We start from the raw sequence: 22,173 nt of genomic DNA, 5'->3' as shown, positions 1-22,173 counted from the left end.
GGCCTCCGGCTACCTATATGCTGCTCCCATGAGCCGCAGGACGCCCCCCAGCAACGACAAGCCCATCGCGGTGGATGGCGACCAGTGGTCCATCCTCCGCGACATGCTCCCCTATCTCTGGCCCGCCGGCCACCCCGGACTCAAGGTCCGCGTTGTCCTCGCCATGGTGGCGCTGGTGCTGTCCAAGGTCGTCACCGTGGCGACGCCCTATGCCTTCAAATATGCAACGGACGCCTTGACCGGCAAGGCGGACATCGCCACCACCGCCGTCACCGTCATCATCTTCCTGGTGCTCGCCTATGGCCTCGGCCGCATCATGATGGTCGTTCTGGCGCAGATCCGCGATGCGGTCTTCGCCAAGGTCAGCCAGCGCGCGGTGAAGGAACTCGCAGTCCGCACCTTCCGCCATCTTCACGCGCTGTCTCTCAAGTTCCATCTCGAGCGTCGCACCGGTGGTCTTTCCCGCATCGTGTCGCGCGGCACCATGGGCATCGACACGGTGCTGCGCTTCTCGCTGTTCAACACATTCCCCACCATTCTGGAAATTGCCCTGGTTGCCGGCATCCTCGCCTGGTCCTATGGCTGGCTCTATGCGGCGGTCATCCTCGCAACCGTGGTGGCCTATGTGTGGTTCACCTATGCCGCCACCGAGTGGCGCATCAACATCCGGCGCGACATGAACGCGGCCGATACGGAGGCCAACACCAAGGCGGTGGACAGCCTCCTCAACTTCGAAACCGTAAAGTACTTCGGCAACGAGGAACATGAGGTGAAGCGCTACGCCCGCTCGATGGAGACCTATGAGCAGGCGGCGATCAAGACATGGGTGTCGCTCTCCGTCCTCAACTCGGGCCAGGCGGTGGTCTATTCGATCGGGCTCACCGTCGTGATGATCATGTCGGCACTGTCGGTTAAGGCGGGTCACTCCTCGGTCGGTGACTTCGTGATGATCAACGCGCTGATGATCCAGCTCTACATGCCGCTGAATTTCATCGGCTCGTCGTACCGCGAGATCAAGCAGGGCCTGATCGACGTGGAGCAGATGTTCACGCTCCTCAAGGTGAACGCCGAGATCAAGGACAAGCCGGGTGCGAAGCCGCTCCACGTCGGTCCTGCCGAGGTGGTGTTCGAGAACGTCTCCTTCGCCTATGATCCGGCGCGCCCGATCCTCAAGAACCTGTCGCTGCGCGTGCCGCCGGGCAAGACGGTGGCGATCGTCGGTCCCTCGGGAGCCGGCAAGTCCACCATCTCGCGGCTCCTCTACCGCTTCTATGACGTCAATGGTGGCCGCATCCTCATTGACGGGCAGGACATCTCGCAAGTCACCCAGACGTCCCTGCGCGCCGCCATCGGCATGGTGCCCCAGGACACGGTGCTGTTCAACGACACCATCCGCTACAACATCCGCTACGGCCGCCCAGACGCGACGGACGAGGAAGTGGTGGCCGCCGCCCGCATGGCGCAGATCAATGACTTCGTGATGAGCCTGCCCAAGGGCTACGACGCGCTGGTCGGCGAGCGCGGCCTCAAGCTTTCGGGCGGTGAGAAGCAGCGCGTCTCCATCGCCCGGACGATCCTCAAGGGTCCGCCGATCCTCATCCTCGACGAGGCCACCTCGGCGCTCGACAGCTTCACCGAACACCAGATCCAGGCGGCGCTGCGCAAGGTTTCCGAGAACCGCACCACGCTGGTCATCGCGCACCGCCTGTCAACCGTGGTGGATGCCGACGAGATCATCGTGCTCGAGCGCGGCCAGGTGGCCGAGCGCGGCACGCATGACGAACTCCTCGCCGAGAACGGCATCTATGCCGCCATGTGGAACCGCCAGCGCCAGGTGGACCAGGCCCGCGAGATCCTAAAGGAGGCCGAGAAGGAAGGCCATCACGTCATCGAACTGAAGGAAGACGCCGCCCGCAGGCAGGCAACCAGCTACACCCCCTGAACCCTTTCCAAACCTGATCCAACTCGGTAGACCTCACATCCATGTCGATCGCCAAGTCTGTTTCCGAAGTTCTGGTCCCCATCCACCGCGAAGGTTACCGCTTCATCGCCATCTTCGCGGGCGTGACCCTGGTTCTGTTCTGGCTCCACGCTGGTCCGCTGGCCTGGGCGGGCGTGGTCCTCACCCTGTGGTGCGCCTATTTCTTCCGCGATCCCGAGCGCGTGACGCCGCTTCGGGACGGCCTCGTCATCTCCCCCGCCGATGGCCGCATCAGCGCCATCGAGGAAGTCATTCCGCCCGTCGAGCTCGATCTGCCGCGCGAGCCGGTCACCCGCATCTCGGTGTTCATGAATGTCTTCGACGTGCACGTGAACCGTTCGCCGCTCGATGCCACCATCCGCCGCATCGCCTATGTTCCGGGCCTCTTCCTCAATGCCGATCTCGACAAGGCCTCTCTCGACAACGAGCGCCAGGCCTTCACCCTGGAGCGCGCCAATGGCCAGCGCATCGGCGTCGTGCAGATCGCCGGCCTCGTTGCCCGCCGCATCGTGAAGTTCGTCAATGACGGCGAGCATCTTTCCGCCGGCCAGCGCATCGGCCTCATCCGCTTCGGCAGCCGGGTGGACGTCTATCTGCCCAAGGGTGTGAAGTCGCTCGCCTGCCTCGGCCAGCGCGCCATTGCCGGTGAAACGGTCCTGGCCGATCTCGAGGCTCACGAAGCCGAACGCCAGGGACGCACCAGCTGATGGAAAACGAACCGGACAACATGGACGGCGCAGTGGCCCCGCGAGGCCAGAGGCGCTTCCGCATGGTGCCGGTGCGCTTCCTGCTCCCGAACATGATCACCCTGCTGGCGCTGTGCAGCGGGGTCACCGCCATCCGCTTCGCCTTCGAGGGCCGCTATGAACTGGCGGTGGCCAGCGTCATGCTGGCCGTGGTGCTGGACGCGGTGGACGGGCGCCTGGCCCGCCTGTTGAAGGGCACCTCGCGCTTCGGTGCGGAACTCGACTCCCTGGCGGATTTCGTCAATTTCGGCGTGGCCCCGGCCATCCTGCTCTATGTCTGGTCGCTCAATTCGCTGCGCACCCTGGGCTGGGTCATCGCTCTGGTGCTCGCCATCTGCTGCGCGCTGCGGCTGGCCCGCTTCAATGTGGCGCTGGACGACCCGAACAAGCCGGCCTGGGCCAACCGCTTCTTCACCGGTGCCCCTGCGCCGGCCGGCGCCGGCCTTGCCCTGCTGCCCTTCTATCTCGGCTTTCTCGGCATCATCGACGAGGGCCACGGCTGGGCGCTCATCATCGGGCCCTATGTCGTCGGCGTGGCGCTGCTGATGGTCAGCCGCGTGCCCACCTTCTCCGGCAAGCACATGGGCCGCATCCGGGGCGACATGGTGCTGCCAGTCCTTGGCCTTGCGGTGCTCGCCGTGGTGATGCTGATCTCCTACCCTTGGGAGTTCCTGTCGATCGTCAGCATCGCATACCTGGTGCTGATCCCGGTGAGCATCCGGTCCTACCGGAAGCTTTCCGGTGCTGGCTCCGGCCCGGCACCGTCCGAAAGCTAGGGCATCGCCGCGGCGGCCGCAGTCGTGCGGAAGGTCGCCGCAATCGACACAGGCGACTTGACCGTCATCGTGCAGGTCTGCTTCGGCCCGGTACAGGCACCCTGCCAGCCAGCGAATTCCGAGCCCGCGTCGGCCGCCGCGGTGAAAGCCACCTCGGTTCCGGCATAGACGTTCACCGAACATGAGTCCGGGCAGGGGGCGACATTGTCCAGCCCGAAGGTCACCGTGCCGCCGCCCGTGCCCTGGCGGACGTAGCTGATGGTGTAGACTGGCAGCGGATCGAATTTCGCGGTGACCGACTTGGCACTGCTCAGCCTGACCGAGCATGATTTCTTCTTGCCCCTGCAGGCGCCGGTCCAGCCACTGAAGCTGGAGCCGGGTGCAGCCTCTGCGGTGAGCACGACCGTGGCGTTCTTCCAGTAGGACTGGCTGCAGTTTCCGGTGCAGCTGGCGGTGAAGCCGCCGGTCGTGAACTCCACATTGCCGCCGCCCGCGCCAGCCTTCGCGAGGGTGAGCGGCAGCAGGCCGCCGGTGTAGAAGGCGGCATAGACATTCCTCTGGGTCGACATGTTCAGCACGCAGTCCGCCTTGCCCGAGCAGGCGCCACCCCAGCCGTAGAAATAGGCCCCCGGCTGCGGCGTGGCGCTCAGCGTCACCACCGAGTTCGGCGCGAAGCGGTTGAAGCAGTCCCTGTCGCAGGCCGCCACGGTTCCCCCCGGCGTGAACGAAACGCTGCCTTGCGCCGTGCCCGAAGCCACATAGGCCACGGCCTTGCGGTCTTCGGGGAACCTGGCGAGTGCATTCAGCACATTGATGCGACGCTTGCTGATGCCGTTGCGGTAGTCCGTCACAGGCGTTCCGGTGGCGGTCAGGGCTGACAGGATTGCGGCGATCGGCGCCCCGGGGGCACGCTCCTTGAGCACCGCCCAGGCGCCCGCCACATGCGGCGCAGCCATCGACGTGCCATGCATCGCGCCATAGCGGCGGTTCAGAACGGAGGAGGTGATGAGCGAACCGGGCGCCAGCAGAGAGAGGTAGCGCGACGAGTTGGAGTAGCAGGCCACCCTGTCGGCGGCGGCCACGTCTCCGAGGCAGGTTCCCCAGGCAGAGGATGAAACGGCTCCCACGCTTATCGCTTGGGAGTTGCAGGCGGGAGAGGAGATCGCCTCCGTGGCATAGTCATTGCCGCTCGCCACGACGGTAGGAATGCCCACTGAAGCGAGCAGGTCGATGGCAAAGGTCATAGGGTCCGTCGGGCTGTCGCAGTACGTGGCATACAGTCCGCTGCCGAGGCTCATGTTGACGGCCGCGATATGAAAGCTGTTCCGCAGTTCATAGACCCGGAGGAGACCGGCGATGATGTCGGAGTCATAGGCGCTGGTCTTCTTGTTGATGGAGCTGAAGACCTGGATGGCGATGATGTTCGCGTCTCTTGCCACGCCGGAAAACTTCGGGCCCCGCCCGGCGGCGATGCCGGCCACATGGGTGCCATGGTTGCATTCCGAGGAAGGGCAGGGCCGTCCCGAGCCTGGCGCGGTGGAACTGGTCAGGCCGCCGGGGCACCAGCCGCTCGCCGAAAAGCAGGCTTCCGACACCACCTTGCCGAACAGGAAGGGATGGTTCTTGTCCACGCCGGTATCGATGATGGCCACGGTCTGCCCAAGACCGCGATAGCCGACGCTCCACGCGGCATCACCCTGGATCAGCGGTACCGACTTGGCGAGGAGCGGGGCGTTGATACGGTCTACCACCACCGTCGCGACGGACGGATCGGCGGCCAGGCTGTCGAGGCCCTCGGGGGTAACCTCCATTGCCACGAAGGGCAGGTGGTCAAACGTTCGGACGTCCGAACGTGCCATTTCCGGCATGTTGTTCAGAACGCCGCTGCTGGCCGCGGCGATGTCGCGGCGCTGCCGCGTTGCCTCGGCGTTGGCGAGCTTGCTCTCGACGGCAAAGGGAACCTTGAGGCCGACGATCACCCGCAACTTGCCGGTTTCCGCCGCCGCCTTGCGCAGCCGCTTGAACCCGTTCGCAGCAGACGGGCTTGCCTGGAGGCTTTGGGCCAGGCTCTGCGTTGCCAGGGGGCGGCGCTCACTTGCCTTGGCTCCCGTCAGGCTGCCGAACAGGAAGAGGGCTGCAAACAACCAGACAAGATGGCGCAAGACATTCACCGGAAGGTTGTTGTTTGCCTCCGATTATGTACTGCAACCTACTGCACGTGGCAAGCGATAAAATCGCCGTTTTTGCATTAAGCTTCTGTTAGGAAACCAGAATTCCGTGGCCTTCCGCTACAGCACCCGTCCCAGATCGGCGATCAGGTCCTCGCCGTTCTCGATGCCCACCGACAGGCGGAAAACCCCGTCCCCGGTGTAGTCGCGGTAGCGGCGCAGTTGCTCGGGATCATGCCGGAAGGTGGAGTTTTCGATGTCATCCGTACCGATCCAGTAGATGAGACTGCGATGATGGCCGAGCGACACGGCATAATGGATCACCTCCAGCTGCTTGACCATGCGGGCCGCGACAGTGGGGCCAGCCTCCCTGGTCTGGAACGTCAGCATGCCGGAGAAATTGCGCATCTGACGCTGCGCCAGCGCATGCTGCGGGTGTGAGGCAAGGCCGGGATAGAACACGCGTGACACCGCCGGATGCTCCTCCAGGAAGCGCGCCACCTGCATCGCCGCCTCCTGGTGCGCGCGCATGCGGATGGGGAGCGTGGCGGCCCCGCGCAGGATCAGCCAGGCATTGAACGGCGACAGGACACCGCCGAAATGCACGGTCGCCTCGAGGTTCAGCGCGTCGAGGTCGGCCTTGCGCCCGAGCACGACGCCACCCATCGCATCGCCATGGCCGCCGATGTACTTGGTCAGCGAATGCACCACGAAATCGGCGCCAAGCGACAGCGGCTGCGTGGCCATGGGCGTCGCATAGGTCGAATCCACCGCCACGTCGCGCACGCCTCGCTCATGCGCCAGGCGCGCCAGGGCGGCGATGTCACAGAGCTTCATGGTCGGGTTTGCGGGGGTTTCGAGCCACAGCATGCGGGTCTCGGGCCTGATCGCCGCCGCCACCTCCTCCGGGCGTGACAGGTCGACGTAGGACACGTCGATGCCGAAGCGGGGCAGGGTGTCACGCGCCAGTTCGGCGATGCCGACGTAATTGGCATCGGGCACGATCAGGTGGTCGCCGCGCCCCAGCCTCCCGCAGATCAGCGCATGCGCCGCGGCAACGCCGGAGCCGAAGCACAGGGCCGCTTCGGCTGCCTCCAGCGCCACCAGCTTGTCCTGCAGCTGCGCCACGGTGGGGCTGCCGACGCGGCCATAGACGAAGCCCTCGTAACCCTGCTCGTCGCGCGCCGAAAATCCGGTCACGGCCTCCGGCGCGAAGGTGACCGACATCACCAGGTTGGGCGAAGAGGCGCGGGTTGCCGGATCGATGTACTCTCCGGCGTGAACCGCCGTGGTTTCGCTGTGCCAGCCGCGGTTGCCCCCCGATTTGCCCGCCATGATGCTGTTTTTCCTTTCCCATGAATCTGGCCTATGATGCGGGCCGCACAGCGAATCCGCAACTGCCGCCCGGGGGAGACCGTCGACCGAAGCATGAAGTGGGACCAGCCCCATTGGAGCGGCAAGCCGCAACCGAGCGCCGGGCCGCGGCAAAAGCTGCGGCCCAATGGCTTCGCGCGCCTCGCCCGCGTCTGTGCCTCATGGCGCGTCGCGGTGGTGCTTGCCGCGGTGCTGCTGGCGGCGGCCCTTGCGGTGTTCGCCGCCACGCGGCTGTCGATGGACCCCGACCAGCGGCCCCGCATCGGGCTCGACCCGGCGACGGCGCAGCTCCAGGCGGATCTCGCCACGCGGTTCCCCGGGGTCGAGCAGACCTTCCTCGCAATCGTGTCCAGCCAGGATCCCGAGACGGCGCGCCAGCAGGCCCTGGCGCTTGCGGCCATGCTGCAGCAGCGCAAGGATCTTTTTCTCGACGCCTTCGTGCCGGGCACCGGCGCCTTCTACGACACCAATTCGCTGCTCTATCGCGATCCGCAAGCGGTGCGGCAGCGGGTCGACGCGCTGCTGCAGCTCGAACCGCTCTATCACGCCATGGCGGCCGCCCCCGACATGGGGGGCTTTGCCGCACTCGTCACGGAAATCGGCAAGGCGGTTGAGCAGGGCCGCTCCCCGCCAGGCCTGGAATCGATGCTGCTCGCGGCCTCCGCCACTATCGAGGCTGAGGTCAAGGGATCGCCCCGTGCACTGGACTGGCTGGCACTGGCCGGGCTCGATGCCGAAGTCCAGGCCAACAGGTGGTACGTGCTGGCAACACCGGTTCCCGGCTCCGAACCCGCTGCCGCTGCCGCTGCCCGCCAGGCCGCCGCCGGCATGCAGGGCGTGAGCTGGCTGTGGCCGCGCCGGGCACTCGCCTCCAGCCCGAGCGAGCTGCGCGATTTCGTGGTGCCCGCACTCCTCTCCGCCCTGCTGACGCTGGTGCTGCTGTTCGCAGCACTTGGCTCGCTGCGGCAGGCCCTCGCCGTGATGCTGTCCGGGGCGGTGACCCTGTCGGCCGCAGGCGCTGCCGCCGCCGCGCTGGGCCCGCCGCTGGATGGGGCCACATGGTCCTTCGCGCTGGCGGTGCTGGCGCCCGCCATCGTGACCGGCGGGGTGATCGCCGTGGCTTTCGGCCAGGGACGCGCCCGCGGCCTCGCGCCGATGCAGGCGGTGATGCTGGCGGCCCACCGCCAGGGTGGCTTCGTGTCGGTGGTCGCAGCGCTGTTTGCCGTGGTCTGGGCCTCGTGGCTGCTGCGCCATCTGCCATCGCTGCACCAGTTCTCCATCATCGCACTTGTCGGCTGTGTGGCCGCCTGGGTCTCGGCCCTCACCGTGCTGCCGGCCATACTGATGCTCACGGCCCCGCGCCAGGCCGAAGCAGCGCCCCACTGGCTCGACGAGGCGATGGGAGATGGTCGCGCCACGGCCGGCCGCGGCGCGCTGGACATTGCCGCCATGGTGCTGCTCGCCGCGGCGGTGTTCTCCACCGTGTTCCTGCCGGCCATGCGCTTCGGCGAGCGGCAGCTGCCGTCCTTTCCGCCGCCGCAGCTCGAAACCCCCGATGCCCGCGGCGCCGTGCACATCCTGGTGCAAGAGGCGGGCGTGAAGGAAATCGTCAGCCGCCTCTCGGCCCTTCCCGAGGTCGGTGCCATCCGCACCGCGCAGCAGTTCCTGCCGCCCGATGCCGCAGCCAAGGTCGGCGAGTTGCACCGCCTGGCCCCGCTCACCGCCTTCACACCCGCCTTTGCGCCGCCCGCCGACGACGTGAGCCTGCAGCAGGACTTCGCCGACCTGCAGTCGCAGCTGACCTATGTCGCCAACAGCCCGTCCTCCACCCCCCAGCTGCGTGAGGCCGCACTTCGCCTGCGCCGCGCCATCGACCTGTTCGTGTCCCCGGACCCGCCTGATGCCCAGCGCGTCAGCAGCCTGGAGAAATCGCTGTTCGGTGGCCTTGCGCAGGTATCCGCGCTCGCCCAGCGGCTTGCAGTGATGCAGCCCCCTGGCGTCCAGGACCTGGAACCCCAGCTCCTGCGCCGTTTCGTGGCCGAGGACGGAACCTGGCGCATCGAGGTCATGCCGCGCTCTGGCACGGGCGAATTGTCCTTCGCGGCGGCCCTCCGCCGCGCCGTTCCGCAGGCCACCGGCGAGCCCCTGGTGTCGCTGGTGCGCAACGAGATGATCCACCACGAGGCGATTCTCGCCCTCGCCACGGCGCTGCTGGCGGCCGCGGTGCTGGTTCTCGCCGTGCTGCGCAGCCTGCGCGGTGTCATCCTGTCACTGGCGCCTGCGGGGGCCTTCATCACCCTCACGGCGGCGATCACCGTGATGCTGGACATCAGCCTCAACGCGGCCATGCTGGCAGGGGTCAGCGCCGCCATAGCGGTGCTCATCGCCTGCTCGATGCTGGTCGCCGTCCGGCTGCGCGGCGGCGGGCCGGCAGGGCAGGCACACATCCTGCCCTTGCGGGCCGTGCTGCTGCCGCCCATCACGCTGGCCGGAGCGGCGGCGCCGCTGGTCATTTCCTCCCGTCCCGCGGTGGCCGAACTCGGCGCCTCGCTGGCCATGCTGTTCCTGATCGTGGGGCTGCTCATCGTGCTGCTGGTGCCGGCGCTCGCCCGCTGGTTGGACCTCCTGTCCGAACCTGCTCCCCAGCCTGTCCACCGCCAAAAGTGACGTAACTGGCGACAAGCGGAATGTGCAGTGGTATCTTGCCCCTCAGGTGTCACGGCGCGAACACCTCAAGGCAAGCAAATCAGGGAGCAAATAATGGTAGTTCAGTTCAGTCTCAAATCCTGGCTCGTCGGCTGCAGCATGCTGGCGATGACCGCCACCGGCGCCTTCGCCGAGGTCGTCTACAACCGGGGCAACTCCGCCGACCCGGAATCGCTCGACCCGCACAAGACCTCCACCGTCTATGAAGCCAATATCCTGCGCGACCTGTTCATGGGTCTCATGACGCAGGACGCCAAGGCCGAGGTGCAGCCCGGCGCTGCCGAAAGCTACACGGTTTCCGCCGACGGCAAGACCTACACCTTCAAGCTGCGCAAGGGCGCCCTGTGGTCGGACGGCTCGCCGGTGACGGCGGATGACTTCGTCTATTCCTGGCGCCGCCTGGTCGATCCTGCGACTGCCGCCGAATATGCTTACATGCTGGCTCCGGTGGTGAACGGCGAGGACATCACGGCCGGCAAGAAGAAGCCCGACGAACTGGGCGTCAAGGCCATCGATGCCGAAACCTTCGAGGTGACGCTCAACGCGCCCACCCCCTATTTCCTCGAGATGCTCACCCACCAGTCCACCTATCCGGTGAACAAGGCCAGCATCGACAAGCTGGGCGCCGACTTCGTGAAGCCTGGCAACCTGGTCTCCAACGGCGCCTTCGTGCTGAAGGAGTTCGTGCCGAACGATCACATCAAGCTCACCAAGAACGACAAGTTCTACGATGCGGCGAACGTCAAGATCGATGTCGTCAACTTCGTCCCGACCGAGGACCGCTCGACCGCGATGAAGCGCTTCGAGGCGGGCGAACTCGACTCGAACGATGACCTGCCCACCGAGCAGCTGGCCGACATCAAGGCCAAGTTCGGCGACCAGGTGCGGATCGGGCCCTATCTCGGCACCTATTACTATGCCTTCAAGACCGACAAGGCGCCGTGGGACAACGTCAAGCTCCGCCACGCCGTGTCGATGGCCATCGACCGCGACTATCTCGCCGAGAAGGTCTGGCAGAACACCATGATCCCGGCCTATTCCTTCGTGCCGCCCGGCATCACCGGCTACGAGACGCGCACCACGGACTATGCCGAGAAGTCGCAGCTCGACCGCGAGGACGAGGCCAAGAAGGTCCTGACCGAGCTGGGTTACGGCCCGGACAAGCCGCTGAAGATGGAGATCCGCTTCAACACCTCGGAGAACCACAAGAACACGGCCGTGGCCATCCAGGAGCAGCTGAAGCCGCTCGGCATCGAGGTGTCGCTCGTCAACACCGACACCAAGACGCATTATGGCCTGCTCGAGCAGCACGGCGACTTCGACATCGCGCGCGCCGGCTGGATCGCCGACTACAAGGACCCGGAAAACTTCCTCGCCCTGTGCAAGACCGGCACCGGCAACAACTATGCCGTCTATTCCAACAAGGAGTATGACGACCTGATGGCCAAGGCCGCCGCCGCGACCACCCCGGCCGACCGCATGAAGCTGCTGTCGGACGCCGAAGCCGTTGGCGTGGCGCGAGACCTCTGCGTGGTGCCGCTGCTCTACTACAGCTACCATGACCTGGTGTCGAACAAGCTGAAGGGCTGGGAGGACAACGTCATGGACGTTCACCCGACCCGCTACCTCTCCAAGGAATAGTCCGCAACTGTGACGGGCCGCCCTGCGCCATGAAGGGCAGGGCGGCCTCCCACCCAGACCCGAGTTGCGGAACATGCTGCGTTACGTCCTGAGGCGTTTCCTCACCGCGATCCCGACGCTGTTCGTGATCGTGACCATTTCCTTCTTCCTGATGCGCGTGGCCCCCGGCGGCCCCTTCAACCAGGAAAAGGGCCTCAATCCGGTGATCAAGGCCAATCTCGAGCGGGTCTTCCACCTCGACCAGCCGCTGTGGAAGCAATACCTGCTCTACCTGAACAACCTGATTCACGGGGATTTCGGGCCGAGCTACAATCTTCCCGATTTCACGGTGGCCGAACTCTTCGCCGACGGCCTGCCGATCTCGATCCAGCTCGGTGGCTCGGCGCTGGTCCTCGCACTCCTGCTTGGCGGCATCCTCGGCATCATCGCGGCGCTGTACCAGAACAAGCCAGCCGATTATGCCGTGATCGCCACCGCCACCGCGGGTTCCACCATCCCGACCTTCGTCATCGCACCGCTGTTCCAGCTGTTCTTCGCGCTCACCCTGAAGTGGTTTCCGGTCGGGGGCTGGGGTGATGGCGCCTTCATCAACAAGGTGGGCCCGGTGCTCACCCTCATGCTGCCGCAGCTCGCCATCGTCGCCCGCCTGATGCGCGGCTCGATGATCGAGTCGCTGCGCTCCCACCACATCCGCACCGCCCGCGCTCTGGGCCTCTCGGATTATTCCGTGGTCATCAAGCACGCGCTGCGCGGCGCACTCCTGCCCATCATCTCCTATGCCGGCCCCGCCGCGGCGGCACTGCTCACGGGGTCCATCATCGTCGAGACCATCTTCGCCATTCCCGGTGTCGGCCGCTATTTCGTCGAGGCGGCGCTCAACCGCGACTATACGCTGGTCATGGGCACTGTCGTGGTGATCGCCATCTTCACCATCGTCTTCAACCTCATCGTCGACATCCTCTATGCGGTCGTCGACCCGCGGGTGCGCTATGACTGACATCGGCCTCCCCGCCGCGGAAACGGGCCGTTCGCTGTGGGCGGACGCCTGGAACCGCCTCAAGGCCAACAAGGCTGCCATGCTGAGCATCTGGTATCTCGCGCTCATGACGGTGCTGTGCATCGTCGGCCCGTGGTTCACCCCGCATGACTTCACCACAATCTACCAGGACTACACCCGCGTGCCGCCCAGCCTCGAGGCCTATCCAAAGCCCGATGCCATCGACCTCGCCGTGAAGGATGCCGTGAAGCGCAGCCGCCTCGATCTTGCGGGCTGGGAAGAGAGGGACGGCAAGGTCTTCATCACCGTCACCTCCGCCAAGCCGATCGATGACCGCGTGACGCGCTACATCGACCGCTCCGACGTGTTCGAGGGCGCGCAGGTGACGGAGAAGTCGGCCGATGGGCTGAAACTGACCATGAGTGCCGACGTCCAGAAGAAATACTTCTTCTTCGGCACCGACAATACAGGCCGTGATCTCCTCACCCGCACGCTCATCGCCGGGCGGGTGTCGCTCGCCATCGGCCTGCTGGCCGGGCTCGTGGCCGTTGTCATCGGCGTTCTCTATGGCGCCATTGCCGGCTTCACCGGCGGGCGCACCGATGAAATCATGATGCGCATCGTCGATATCCTCTATTCGCTGCCCTTCATCTTCTTCGTCATCATGCTGGTTGTGTTCTTTGGGCGGAACTTCGTGCTGATGTTCCTCGCCGTGGGTGCCGTCTTGTGGCTGGACATGGCGCGCATCGTGCGTGGCCAGGCGCTGTCGCTCAAGCGCCAGGAATATGTCCAGGCAGCCGAGGCACTGGGCGTCTCGCCCGGCGGCATCCTGCTCCGCCACGTGGTGCCAAACCTGCTGGGTCCGGTGGTCATCTACATGACGCTGCTGGTGCCGCAGGTCATCATCCTCGAAAGCTTCCTGTCCTTCCTCGGGCTGGGCGTGCAGGAGCCGATGTCGAGCTGGGGCGTGCTGATCTCGCAAGGCGCCAAGAACATTCCCAGCGCCACATGGCTGCTGATCTTCCCGTCCTTCTTCCTCACCACCACGCTCTTCGCGCTGAACTTCATCGGCGATGGCTTGCGTGATGCACTCGACCCAAAGGACCGCTGAGATGAGCGAGCGCATTCTTCATCTCCAGCATGTCAAGGTCAGCTTCGCCACGCTCGATGGCACGGTGGAGGCCGTAAAGGGCGTGAACCTGCATGTGAATTCAGGCGAGACGGTTGCGATCGTCGGCGAATCCGGCTCCGGCAAGAGCCAGCTGATGATGGCCGCCATGGGCCTTCTCGCATCGAACGGCAAGGCCACGGGCCACGTCGACTATCGCGGCACCAATCTGCTGGCGATTTCCAAGTCGCAGCTCAACGACATTCGCGGCGCCAGGATCACCATGATCTTCCAGGAGCCGATGACCTCGCTCGACCCGCTCTATACGATCGGCGAGCAGCTGATCGAGCCGATCCGCAAGCACCAGCGGCTGGGTGTGGCGGAGGCCCGCGCCCGCGCGGTGGAGATGCTGCGTCTCGTCCGCATTCCGGAGCCGGAGCGCCGCATGGGTTCCTACCCGCACGAGATGTCCGGCGGCCAGCGCCAGCGTGTGATGATCGCCATGGCGCTGGCCAACAACCCGGACCTGCTGATCGCCGACGAGCCGACCACCGCGCTCGACGTCACCATCCAGGCCGAGATCCTCGAGTTGATGGCGAGCCTGCAGCAGCGGCTTGGGATGGGCATGGTCTTCATCACCCACGACCTCAACATCGTGAAGCGCATCGCGCATCGCGTCTATGTCATGCGCCGCGGCGAGGTGGTGGAGGAGGGCGAGACGGCTGAGCTTTTCGCCAATCCGAAGCATCCCTACACCAGGGCGCTGCTGGAGGCAGAGCCCACGGGGCGCAAGCTGCCCGTGGCGCCCAATTCCCGCAAGATGATCGATGCCACCGATGTGCGCGTCACCTTCAGGATCGGCGGTGGCTTCATGTCCGGTCCGCCGCTGGAATTGCGCGCGGTCGACCGCGTGTCGATGACGCTGCGCCAGGGCCAGACCATCGGCATCGTCGGCGAGTCCGGCTCCGGCAAGTCCACCTTCGCGCGCGCCGTGCTGCGGCTTCTGCCCAGCGAGGGTGCGATCAGTTTCGAGAACCGCTCGATCCAGAACTTGACGCGCGAGCAGATGCGGCCCTTGCGCCGCGAATTGCAGATCGTGCTGCAGGACCCCTTCGGCTCCTTGAGCCCGCGCATGACGGCGGGCCAGATCGTCACCGAAGGCCTGCTGGTGCACGAGCCTTCAATGTCCCGCGCCGAGCGTGACCGGCGTGCCGCCCAGGCGCTGGAGGAGGTGCAGCTCGATCCTTCCCTCCGCAACCGCTACCCGCATGAGTTCTCCGGCGGCCAGCGCCAGCGCATCGCCATCGCCCGCGCCATCATCCTCAAGCCCAAGGTGGTGGTGCTGGACGAACCCACCTCGGCGCTCGACCGCCAGGTGCAGAAGCAGATCGTCGACCTGCTGCGCGAGTTGCAGCAGGCCAACAACCTCTCCTACCTGTTCATCAGTCACGACCTCGCGGTTGTTCGCGCCATGGCCGACCACATCATGGTGATGAAGGATGGCCGCATGGTGGAGCAGGGCACGCCCGACGAGGTGCTGGACAACCCGCGCGAGGATTACACGAAGCGCCTGATGGCGGCGGCTTTCGCGGATTAGTCCGTCGACACGTCTCGGCACAAATTCCACTCTTCATCATCGCCGGGCTTGTCCCGGCGATCCTTTTGGGACGCCGCCAAAAGGATGCCCGGGACGAGCCCGGGCATGATGGATAGGGGAGCGATCGTCAAATATCCAGCGCCTGGATATTCGCAAATGCCGTCCTGAGCGCCTTCGACCACTCGGTGGACAGCATCTTGAAATAGGGATCATCGAGCCCGATGCGCTTGGTGTGCTCGATCTTCAGCGTGCCGCGCTCATAGGTGAGCAGGTCGATCGGTAGCCCCACGCTCAAATTCGAGCGCAGCGTCGAGTCAAACGACAGCAGCACCATCTTCGCCGCATCGCCCAGCTTCATGTCGTTCCGCGCCACGCGGTCGAGGATCGGCTTGCCGTATTTGTGCTCGCCGATCTGGAAGAACGGCGTGTCGGCCGTCGCCTCGATGAAGTTCCCGGCGGAATAGATGTTGAACAGCCTTGGCCGCTCCTTGCCGATCTGGCCACCGAAGATGAAGCTCGCCGCGAAGGCGTCGCCATTTGCCTCGAGGTGCTCGCCGTCCACGTCCTTCACGTCGCGGATGGCCTTGCCCAAGATGCGCGCCGCCTGGAACATGGTCTTCGCGGCGAACAGGTTGTCGCCATCGGCCTTGCTGCCGCGACGGCCCTGGGTCCCTTCCGTCAGCATGCTGACGACGGCCTGCGTGACCGCGAGATTGCCGGCCGTCAGCAACACGAAGACGCCGTGCCCCGGCTTCTCCCAGGTGAAGAGCTTCTTGAACTTGCCGACATTGTCCACGCCCGCATTGGTGCGAGTGTCGGCGGCCATGACCAGGCCCTCGTCCAGCAGCATTCCCACGCAATAGGTCATTTCGAGTCTTCCAGACGCTCAGAAACTTCACTGTTGGGCGATCTCGACGCGGACTTCAACCCTCATTCGCTCGGTATTTCCACCCCGGCGTGAACCGCGGATGGGGGCAACGCCCGCCGCATCGAGACCTGCCGCCACGCGGACGTAGTTGTCGGTCGGGCACTTGGCGTTTGCGGGGTCGAAGCCCACCCAGCCCAGATCCGGCACCAGCGCTTCGGCCCAGGCATGGGCGGCGGTGGAGGAGGCCCCCTGGCCGGTGACGAGATAGCCCGTCACGTAGCGTGCGGGAATGCCCGCCGCGCGGCATGCTGCGATGAAGATATGGGCATGGTCCTGGCACACGCCGCGCCCGTCGGCGAAGGCCTCGGCCGCCGTCGTGTGGGCATGGGTCGCGCCGATTTCATAGGCGACGCGGGCGTGGACTTCCGCCATCAGCGCGTGCAGGCCTTCGAGCACGTTCCGCCCGGCGAACTGCCTCTCGGCGAGCGTGCGAAGCGAGGCGGTGGCCGTGGTGGGCTTCGTCTGGCGCAGGAATACGGCGTCTGGTGCCGAGGAGGCGAGGCCCCGCACCACGCCCGCCACATCCGTCACCTCCACCATGCCCTCGGCCACGATGCTGACCGGGCCCGCGACATCGCCGAAGGTGATCATGTGCACGTGATTGCCGAAGCCATCGGTATAGGCCAGGGCCTTGTCGAAGCCCGGCGCGGTGATCGACCAGGAGACCGTCTTCTGCGCGGCGAAGTCGGCGGGCCACAAATGAAGCCGCTGCGCCGAATAGGCGAGCGGCGTGTCATAGTCGTAATGGGTCTCGTGGCGGATGGCGAGTTGCATGGTCACGGGAAGTTATAGGTCCTGCCGACCGAGTAGGACAGCCGGGCATTGTTCGCCATGAAGTCCTGCAGGAATTCGTGCAGGCCGGACTGGAAGATATCCTCCATGTTGCTGCCCTTGAGCCGGTCATAGGTGTCGCGCGCCTGCTGGTGGCAGTCATAGCTCTGGCCATAATGGTTGGCCAGGCCCGCCAGCGCACGGTTGATCCAGCCGTAGGAGAAGAGCAGCGAGCGCGGCATCTCCTCGCGCAGGATGAGGAACTCCGAGATCAGCCAGGGCCGGTAATGCGAGTCGCGGTAGAACCAGCGGTAGGAGCGGTGGCCCGAAACCGAGCGCAGGATCTGCGCCCATTGCTGCATGTCGATGTCGCTGCCGACGTCGGTCGCCTTGGGCAGCAGGATGAAATACTTGACGTCGAGGATGCGCGCCGTGTTGTCGGCCCGCTCGATGAAATTGCCGAGCTGGCTGAAATGATAGGTGTCGTTGCGCAGCATGGTGCCGAGCAAGGCACCGCGGAAGGACATCACGCGCTGCTTCACCCATTCGAGGAAGACAGGCAACCGGTCCGCCGTCATCGAGGAGGGCTTGACCTGTGCCAGCTCGTTCCACGTCGCATTGATGCTCTCCCACACGTCGCGGGTGAGTGCGGTGCGCACGGCGCGGCCATTGTTGCGCGCCGTCTTGATGCAGGAGCGGATGGAGGAGGGGTTGTCCTCGTCGAAGATCAGGAAGTCGATCACCTTGGCGGTGGCGATCTCCTCATGCTTCTGGTTATAGCCATGGTCGCAGGCGCAGGATTGCAGCGTCGAGCGCCACTCGTCGCGGTGGCCCTCGATGGCGCCCGGCATCAGCGAGATGCGGTAGCCGACCTCGAGCAGGCGCGCCATGTTCTCGGCGCGCTCCATATAGCGCGACATCCAGTAGAGCGAGGCGGCGGTGCGTCCGAGCATCAGTCCTCCAGCACCCACGTATCTTTGGTGCCGCCGCCCTGGCTGGAATTGACCACCAGCGAGCCTTTCTTCAGCGCCACGCGGGTGAGGCCGCCCGGCGTGATGCGCACCTTGTCGCCCGACAGCACGAAGGGCCTCAGGTCCACATGCCGCGGCGCCACGCCGGACTTGGTGAAGGTCGGAACAGCCGAGAGTGCCAGCGTCGGCTGGGCGATGTAGTTCTTCGGCCGCGCCTTCAGCCTCGCGCGGAAGGCCTCTATTTCCTTCTTCGTCGAGGTAGGCCCCACCAGCATGCCGTAGCCGCCGGAGCCGTGCACCTCCTTCACCACCAGTTCCGGCAGGTGGTCGAGCACGTAGGCGAGCTGCTTCGGGTCGCTGCAGCGCCAGGTAGGCACGTTCTTCAGCAGTGGCTTCTCGCCGGTGTAGAACTCGATCACTTCGGGGATATAGGTGTAGATCGACTTGTCGTCGGCGATGCCGGTGCCCGGCGCATTGACCAGCGTCACGCGCCCGGCGCGATAGACGTCGAAGATGCCGGGAACGCCGAGCGCTGAGTCCGGCCGGAAGGTGAGGGGGTCGAGATAGGCATCGTCGATGCGGCGGTAGACGACGTCGACCCGCTTCGGCGCCTGCGTGGTGCGCATGTAGAGATAGCCGCCGTCGACGAAGAGATCGCCGCCCTCACAGAGTTCGACACCCATCTCGTCCGCAAGGAAGGCGTGCTCGAAGAAAGCCGAGTTGTGGATGCCCGGTGTGAGCAGCACCACCGTCGGGTCGTTGTCGCAGCCGGCGGGTGCGACACTCTCCAACGTCTGGCGCAGCATGGCGGGGTAGTTCTCGACTGGTGCCACGCGGTGTTGCGCGAAGAGCTCGGGGAAGAGATACATCATCGCCTCCCGGTCCTCGAGCATGTAGCTCACCCCCGATGGCGTGCGGCAATTGTCTTCAAGAACGTAGAACTCGTTGGCCGCCACGCGCACGATGTCGATGCCGATGATATGGGCATAGACGCCGCGCGCCGGCATCACCCCCACCATCTCCGGCACGAAGGCCTCGTTCTGGATGATGTATTCATGCGGGATGCGCCCGGCGCGGAGGATTTCCTGGCGGTGGTAGAGATCGTGGATGAAGGCATTGAGCGCGCGGACCCGCTGCTCGATGCCGGCGGAGAGCTTGCGCCACTCGGCGGCGGCGAAGATGCGCGGGATGATGTCGAAGGGGATCAGCCGCTCAGCGGCCTCGTCGTCGCCATAGACGGCGAAGGTGATGCCCTGGCGGCGGAAGATTGCCTCTGCTTCCTTCAGCGCCCGGTCCACGTCGGCACGCGACAGGGTCTTCAGCCACTCCGCGACCTGCGCATAGGGCGCACGCGGGGTGCTGCCGCTGCCGTCCATTTCGTTGAAGATCGTTGCCATGCGCCGCCTGTGTTGCAGCGCAGTATGCTGACAGGAAAAGCAGTGGCGCAAGAAAAACATGCTCCGCACACAGGCGCTGCCTGAAATGTCATCGTTTGCCTGCTGCTTGGGCGAGCGGATGTCGGCAAATGGCAAGCCGTGGGCGATTCATCGGACAAATGCGGACTGCGTGTTCCTTGCGAAAGCGGTCTGGAAATGTCATAAGCGGCGCATGTGTTTTCACGCGACCATATCCGGGGTGATTTTGCCCATCTGGTCAAAGACCGCGTATGATGAAGTGATGCTTCACTGCGCGCGCATCGGATTCAAGCCGTAAGCAATCCGCTTTCTTTCTGATCCCGTGGCCCCGCCGGAGCCGGCGCGGGCGATTATCCGTATTCAGTTTGGAGAGTGCCATGAACGTCCTCAACAAGAACATCGACATCGCCGAAGTCGTGAAGAACGACATCGCGCATCATTTCCACCCCTTCACCGACCACAAGTCCTTCCACGCCGAGGGCGGCCCGCGGGTCATGACCCAGGCCGACGGCATCTGGATCTGGGACGGCAACGGCCACAAGCTCCTGGACGGCATGTCGGGCCTGTGGTGCGTGAATGTCGGCTATGGCCGCAAGGAACTGGCCGAGGCTGCCTACAAGCAGATGCTCGACCTCCCCTATTACAACACCTTCTTCAAGACGACGACGGTGCCGACGACCGAGCTTGCCGCCAAGATCTCCTCGGTGATGCCGGAGCGCTTCAAGCACATCTTCTTCACCAACTCGGGTTCGGAATCGAACGACACCATCGTGCGCTTCGTGCGTCATTACTGGAAGCTGAAGGGCAAGCCTTACCGCCAGCACTTCATCGCCCGTACGCGGGGCTATCACGGCTCGACCATGGTGGCTGCGAACCTCGGCGGCTTCCAGGGCATGCATGAGCAGGTGGGCACGGAATTCCCGGGCTTCCACCACATCAAGCAGCCGCACTGGTTCGATCTGGGCGGCGACAAGACGCCGGAGGAATTCGGCCTCGAAGCCGCGGCGGAGCTGGAAAAGAAGATCCTCGAAGTCGGGCCCGACAATGTCGCCGCCTTCATCGGCGAGCCGATCCAGGGTGCCGGCGGCGTGCTCATCCCGCCATCCACCTACTGGCCGGAAGTCCAGAAGATCTGCCGCAAGTACGGCATCCTGATCATCTCGGACGAGGTCATCTGCGGCTTCGGCCGCACCGGCAACTGGTGGGGCTTCGAAACCATGGGCTTCGAGCCCGACATCGTGCCGATGGCCAAGGGCCTGTCGTCCGGCTACCTGCCGATCGGTGCCGTGGCCTTTGCCGATCACCTGATCAAGGACTTCTTCGAACTGGGCGGCGAATTCTACCACGGCATGACCTATGCCGGCCACCCTGTCGCCGCCGCCGTGGCGCTGAAGAACATCGAGATCATCGAGCGCGAGAACCTCGTGGGCCACACCCGCGAGATCGGGCCCTATTTCGCCGAGGCGCTGGCCTCGCTGCGTGACCACCCGATCGTCGGCGAAACCCGCTCCGTCGGCCTCATCGGCGCCATCGAGCTTTCCAATGACAAGGCGAGGCGCGGCCGCTTCGCCAGCCCCGGCCGGGTGGGCACCATGTGCCGCGACAACTGCTTCAAGAATGGCCTGATCATGCGCGCCTGCTGGGACACCATGGTTCTGGCCCCGCCGCTCGTCATCACCCGCAAGGAGATCGACGAGCTGGTACGACTTGCGCGTGTGGCCCTGGATGCGACCTATGATCAGGTCAAGTCAGAACTCGCATGATATTACAAAAGCTTAAGCAGATTTCGTTTGGCGGGAGGGGGATGGACGCCTAAACTCCCTCTCCAGAATGAGGCCGTCGCATGCGCCAGCGGCTGAAAACTCTTCGGTGCAGAAACTGAAAGGATTTGAGAGAATGTCGACTTTTCGTCCGCGTTTCCGTCCCAACCGCCGCGCGCTTCTCCAGGGAACGGGCGCGCTGTTCGCCGGACTGACCTTCCTGCCCCGGTTCTCCATGGCCGAGGAAGAAAAGAAGCTGAACTTCTATAACTGGGATACCTACATCGGCGAGAATACGCTGGCCGAGTTCACCGATGCCACCGGCATCGAGGTGAAGATGGACCTCTATGCCGACAATGACGAGCTCTTCGCCAAGCTCAAGGGCGGCAACCCCGGCTATGACGTGATCGTGCCGACCAATGACTACCTCGAGCGCATGATCAAGGCGGACATGCTGATCCCGCTCGATCACGCCAAGATCCCCAACATGACCAACATCGACACGCTGTTCCAGGACGCGCAGTTCGATCCGGGCCGCAAGTACTCGATCCCCTACATGTGGGGCACGGTCGGCATCGGCTTCCGCAAGTCGGCCGTCAGTGCCACGCCCGACAGCTGGAAGGTGCTGCTTGATTCGGACGAATATGCGGGTGCCATCTCGCTGCTCGGCGACCAGCAGACGGTGCTGGGTGCCGGCCTCAAGTATCTCGGCTTCTCCTGGAACTCGACCAATGCGGACGAGCTCAAGAAGGTCGAGGACCTGCTGATCGCGCAGAAGAAGAACATCAAGGTCTTCGCGCCCGACAACGGCCAGGACCTGCTCGCCGCCGGCGAAGTGAAGCTCTGCGAGGAGTGGAACGGCGACATCAAGCAGGTGATGACCGAGGACGATGACATCGACTACGTGGTGCCGAAGGAAGGTTCGCTGGTGTGGCAGGACACGATGGCCGTGCCGAAGGGTGCGCCGCACCCCGAGAATGCCATGGCCTTCCTCAACTTCATCCTCGACGCCAAGGAAGGTGCGGGCATCGCCGAGACGATCCAGTATGCCACCACCAACAAGGCGGCGAAGGAACTGATGCCGGATGATTACAAGAACAATCCGGTGATCTTCCCCTCGCCGGAGGTTCTCGTCAAGTGCGAGCCGAACCTCTACCTCGGTGAGGAAGCCATCAAGCAGCGCGACCAGATCTGGACGCGCATCCGCGCCTCGTAAGGGGCTGGATCCGGGGCG

The 22,173-nt window shown here is 64.9% G+C and carries 17 protein-coding genes; 11 read left to right on the top strand and 6 right to left on the bottom strand.

Annotation, left to right across the window (positions count from 1 at the left end; genetic code table 11):
* The first annotated feature begins 28 nt into the window (after positions 1-28).
* The 3 genes from DK847_RS04370 to DK847_RS04360 are packed head-to-tail and all read left to right on the top strand — an operon-like array spanning position 29 to position 3,503.
* Positions 29-1,942, top strand: a complete 1,914-nt coding sequence (locus DK847_RS04370) for an ABCB family ABC transporter ATP-binding protein/permease (protein WP_111196424.1) — start codon at positions 29-31, stop codon at positions 1,940-1,942.
* Positions 1,943-1,983: 41 nt separating this feature from the next.
* The gene (locus tag DK847_RS04365) at positions 1,984-2,688 is read left to right on the top strand and encodes a phosphatidylserine decarboxylase (protein ID WP_111196423.1); all 705 of its coding nucleotides are present in this window, start codon (positions 1,984-1,986) and stop codon (positions 2,686-2,688) included.
* Positions 2,688-3,503, top strand: a complete 816-nt coding sequence (locus DK847_RS04360) for a CDP-alcohol phosphatidyltransferase family protein (RefSeq protein WP_111196422.1) — start codon at positions 2,688-2,690, stop codon at positions 3,501-3,503. The genes DK847_RS04365 and DK847_RS04360 overlap by 1 nt, the downstream gene beginning before the upstream one ends.
* On the opposite strand, the gene DK847_RS04355 is transcribed toward DK847_RS04360, so the two are convergent.
* Together DK847_RS04355 and DK847_RS04350 are read right to left on the bottom strand one after the other, a co-directional pair.
* Positions 3,500-5,665: a S8 family serine peptidase gene (locus tag DK847_RS04355; RefSeq protein ID WP_146256041.1), complete on the bottom strand. Its 2,166-nt coding sequence runs from the start codon at positions 5,663-5,665 to the stop codon at positions 3,500-3,502. The two genes, DK847_RS04360 and DK847_RS04355, sit on opposite strands and share 4 nt — an antisense overlap.
* A gap of 126 nt (positions 5,666-5,791) precedes the next feature.
* Positions 5,792-7,006 (bottom strand): trans-sulfuration enzyme family protein, encoded by a 1,215-nt coding sequence (locus tag DK847_RS04350; protein ID WP_111196420.1) that lies wholly within the window; start codon positions 7,004-7,006, stop codon positions 5,792-5,794.
* A 93-nt stretch (positions 7,007-7,099) separates the two neighbouring features.
* Between DK847_RS04350 and DK847_RS04345 the strand changes: the two genes are divergently transcribed.
* The 5 genes from DK847_RS04345 to DK847_RS04325 all read left to right on the top strand — a co-directional run bounded on the left by DK847_RS04345 (position 7,100) and on the right by DK847_RS04325 (position 15,094).
* On the top strand, positions 7,100-9,712 hold the full coding sequence (locus tag DK847_RS04345; protein ID WP_111196419.1) for a hypothetical protein: 2,613 nt from the start codon (positions 7,100-7,102) through the stop codon (positions 9,710-9,712).
* Between the two features lie 138 nt (positions 9,713-9,850).
* Positions 9,851-11,392: a peptide ABC transporter substrate-binding protein gene (locus tag DK847_RS04340; RefSeq protein WP_425358684.1), complete on the top strand. Its 1,542-nt coding sequence runs from the start codon at positions 9,851-9,853 to the stop codon at positions 11,390-11,392.
* A 73-nt stretch (positions 11,393-11,465) separates the two neighbouring features.
* Positions 11,466-12,389 (top strand): ABC transporter permease subunit, encoded by a 924-nt coding sequence (locus tag DK847_RS04335; RefSeq protein WP_111196417.1) that lies wholly within the window; start codon positions 11,466-11,468, stop codon positions 12,387-12,389.
* Positions 12,382-13,500: an ABC transporter permease gene (locus DK847_RS04330; RefSeq protein WP_111196416.1), complete on the top strand. Its 1,119-nt coding sequence runs from the start codon at positions 12,382-12,384 to the stop codon at positions 13,498-13,500. Before DK847_RS04335 ends, DK847_RS04330 begins: the two co-directional genes overlap by 8 nt.
* A gap of 1 nt (position 13,501) precedes the next feature.
* Positions 13,502-15,094 (top strand): ABC transporter ATP-binding protein, encoded by a 1,593-nt coding sequence (locus DK847_RS04325; protein WP_111196415.1) that lies wholly within the window; start codon positions 13,502-13,504, stop codon positions 15,092-15,094.
* A 127-nt stretch (positions 15,095-15,221) separates the two neighbouring features.
* Here the strand turns inward: DK847_RS04325 and DK847_RS04320 are convergent, their stop codons facing one another.
* The 4 genes from DK847_RS04320 to DK847_RS04305 are packed head-to-tail and all read right to left on the bottom strand — an operon-like array spanning position 15,222 to position 19,161.
* On the bottom strand, positions 15,222-15,962 hold the full coding sequence (locus tag DK847_RS04320; RefSeq protein ID WP_111196414.1) for a proteasome-type protease: 741 nt from the start codon (positions 15,960-15,962) through the stop codon (positions 15,222-15,224).
* 27 nt (positions 15,963-15,989) lie between these two features.
* Positions 15,990-16,796 carry a transglutaminase family protein gene (locus tag DK847_RS04315; protein ID WP_111196413.1) on the bottom strand — a complete coding sequence of 269 codons (807 nt, stop codon included), beginning with the start codon at positions 16,794-16,796 and terminating at the stop codon, positions 15,990-15,992.
* Between the two features lie 2 nt (positions 16,797-16,798).
* The gene (locus DK847_RS04310; RefSeq protein ID WP_111197240.1) at positions 16,799-17,746 is read right to left on the bottom strand and encodes an alpha-E domain-containing protein; all 948 of its coding nucleotides are present in this window, start codon (positions 17,744-17,746) and stop codon (positions 16,799-16,801) included.
* Entirely contained in the window at positions 17,746-19,161 is a 1,416-nt protein-coding gene (locus DK847_RS04305) for a circularly permuted type 2 ATP-grasp protein (protein WP_111196412.1), read from the bottom strand. Before DK847_RS04305 ends, DK847_RS04310 begins: the two co-directional genes overlap by 1 nt.
* 58 nt (positions 19,162-19,219) lie before the next feature.
* On the opposite strand from DK847_RS04305, the gene DK847_RS20375 reads away from it, so the two are divergent.
* The 3 genes from DK847_RS20375 (at position 19,220) to DK847_RS04295 (ending at position 22,155) form a co-directional block, all read left to right on the top strand.
* Positions 19,220-19,477: a hypothetical protein gene (locus tag DK847_RS20375; protein ID WP_146256040.1), complete on the top strand. Its 258-nt coding sequence runs from the start codon at positions 19,220-19,222 to the stop codon at positions 19,475-19,477.
* Between the two features lie 79 nt (positions 19,478-19,556).
* Entirely contained in the window at positions 19,557-20,942 is a 1,386-nt protein-coding gene (locus DK847_RS04300) for an aspartate aminotransferase family protein (protein WP_111196411.1), read from the top strand.
* Between the two features lie 133 nt (positions 20,943-21,075).
* Entirely contained in the window at positions 21,076-22,155 is a 1,080-nt protein-coding gene (locus tag DK847_RS04295; RefSeq protein ID WP_111196410.1) for an ABC transporter substrate-binding protein, read from the top strand.
* Positions 22,156-22,173: the final 18 nt, after the last annotated feature.

The organism is Aestuariivirga litoralis, assembly GCF_003234965.1.
Classification (GTDB): Bacteria; Pseudomonadota; Alphaproteobacteria; order Rhizobiales; family Aestuariivirgaceae; genus Aestuariivirga; species Aestuariivirga litoralis.
Note: the sequence above shows the minus strand (reverse complement) of the source record. Positions and strands in the feature narration are given on the sequence as shown.

Excerpts from the sequence above, each read along its gene's own strand:
- DK847_RS04350 (WP_111196420.1), bottom strand. The coding sequence starts at position 7,006 with ATGGCGGGCAAATCGGGGGGCAACCGCGGCTGGCACAGCGAAACCACG.
- DK847_RS04330 (WP_111196416.1), top strand. The coding sequence starts at position 12,382 with ATGACTGACATCGGCCTCCCCGCCGCGGAAACGGGCCGTTCGCTGTGG.
- DK847_RS04370 (WP_111196424.1), top strand. The coding sequence starts at position 29 with ATGAGCCGCAGGACGCCCCCCAGCAACGACAAGCCCATCGCGGTGGAT.
- DK847_RS04320 (WP_111196414.1), bottom strand. The coding sequence starts at position 15,962 with ATGACCTATTGCGTGGGAATGCTGCTGGACGAGGGCCTGGTCATGGCC.
- DK847_RS04315 (WP_111196413.1), bottom strand. The coding sequence starts at position 16,796 with ATGCAACTCGCCATCCGCCACGAGACCCATTACGACTATGACACGCCG.
- DK847_RS04360 (WP_111196422.1), top strand. The coding sequence starts at position 2,688 with ATGGAAAACGAACCGGACAACATGGACGGCGCAGTGGCCCCGCGAGGC.
- DK847_RS04300 (WP_111196411.1), top strand. The coding sequence starts at position 19,557 with ATGAACGTCCTCAACAAGAACATCGACATCGCCGAAGTCGTGAAGAAC.
- DK847_RS04295 (WP_111196410.1), top strand. The coding sequence starts at position 21,076 with ATGTCGACTTTTCGTCCGCGTTTCCGTCCCAACCGCCGCGCGCTTCTC.
- DK847_RS04365 (WP_111196423.1), top strand. The coding sequence starts at position 1,984 with ATGTCGATCGCCAAGTCTGTTTCCGAAGTTCTGGTCCCCATCCACCGC.
- DK847_RS20375 (WP_146256040.1), top strand. The coding sequence starts at position 19,220 with ATGCTCCGCACACAGGCGCTGCCTGAAATGTCATCGTTTGCCTGCTGC.
- DK847_RS04325 (WP_111196415.1), top strand. The coding sequence starts at position 13,502 with ATGAGCGAGCGCATTCTTCATCTCCAGCATGTCAAGGTCAGCTTCGCC.
- DK847_RS04335 (WP_111196417.1), top strand. The coding sequence starts at position 11,466 with ATGCTGCGTTACGTCCTGAGGCGTTTCCTCACCGCGATCCCGACGCTG.
- DK847_RS04305 (WP_111196412.1), bottom strand. The coding sequence starts at position 19,161 with ATGGCAACGATCTTCAACGAAATGGACGGCAGCGGCAGCACCCCGCGT.
- DK847_RS04310 (WP_111197240.1), bottom strand. The coding sequence starts at position 17,746 with ATGCTCGGACGCACCGCCGCCTCGCTCTACTGGATGTCGCGCTATATG.
- DK847_RS04340 (WP_425358684.1), top strand. The coding sequence starts at position 9,851 with ATGCTGGCGATGACCGCCACCGGCGCCTTCGCCGAGGTCGTCTACAAC.
- DK847_RS04345 (WP_111196419.1), top strand. The coding sequence starts at position 7,100 with ATGAAGTGGGACCAGCCCCATTGGAGCGGCAAGCCGCAACCGAGCGCC.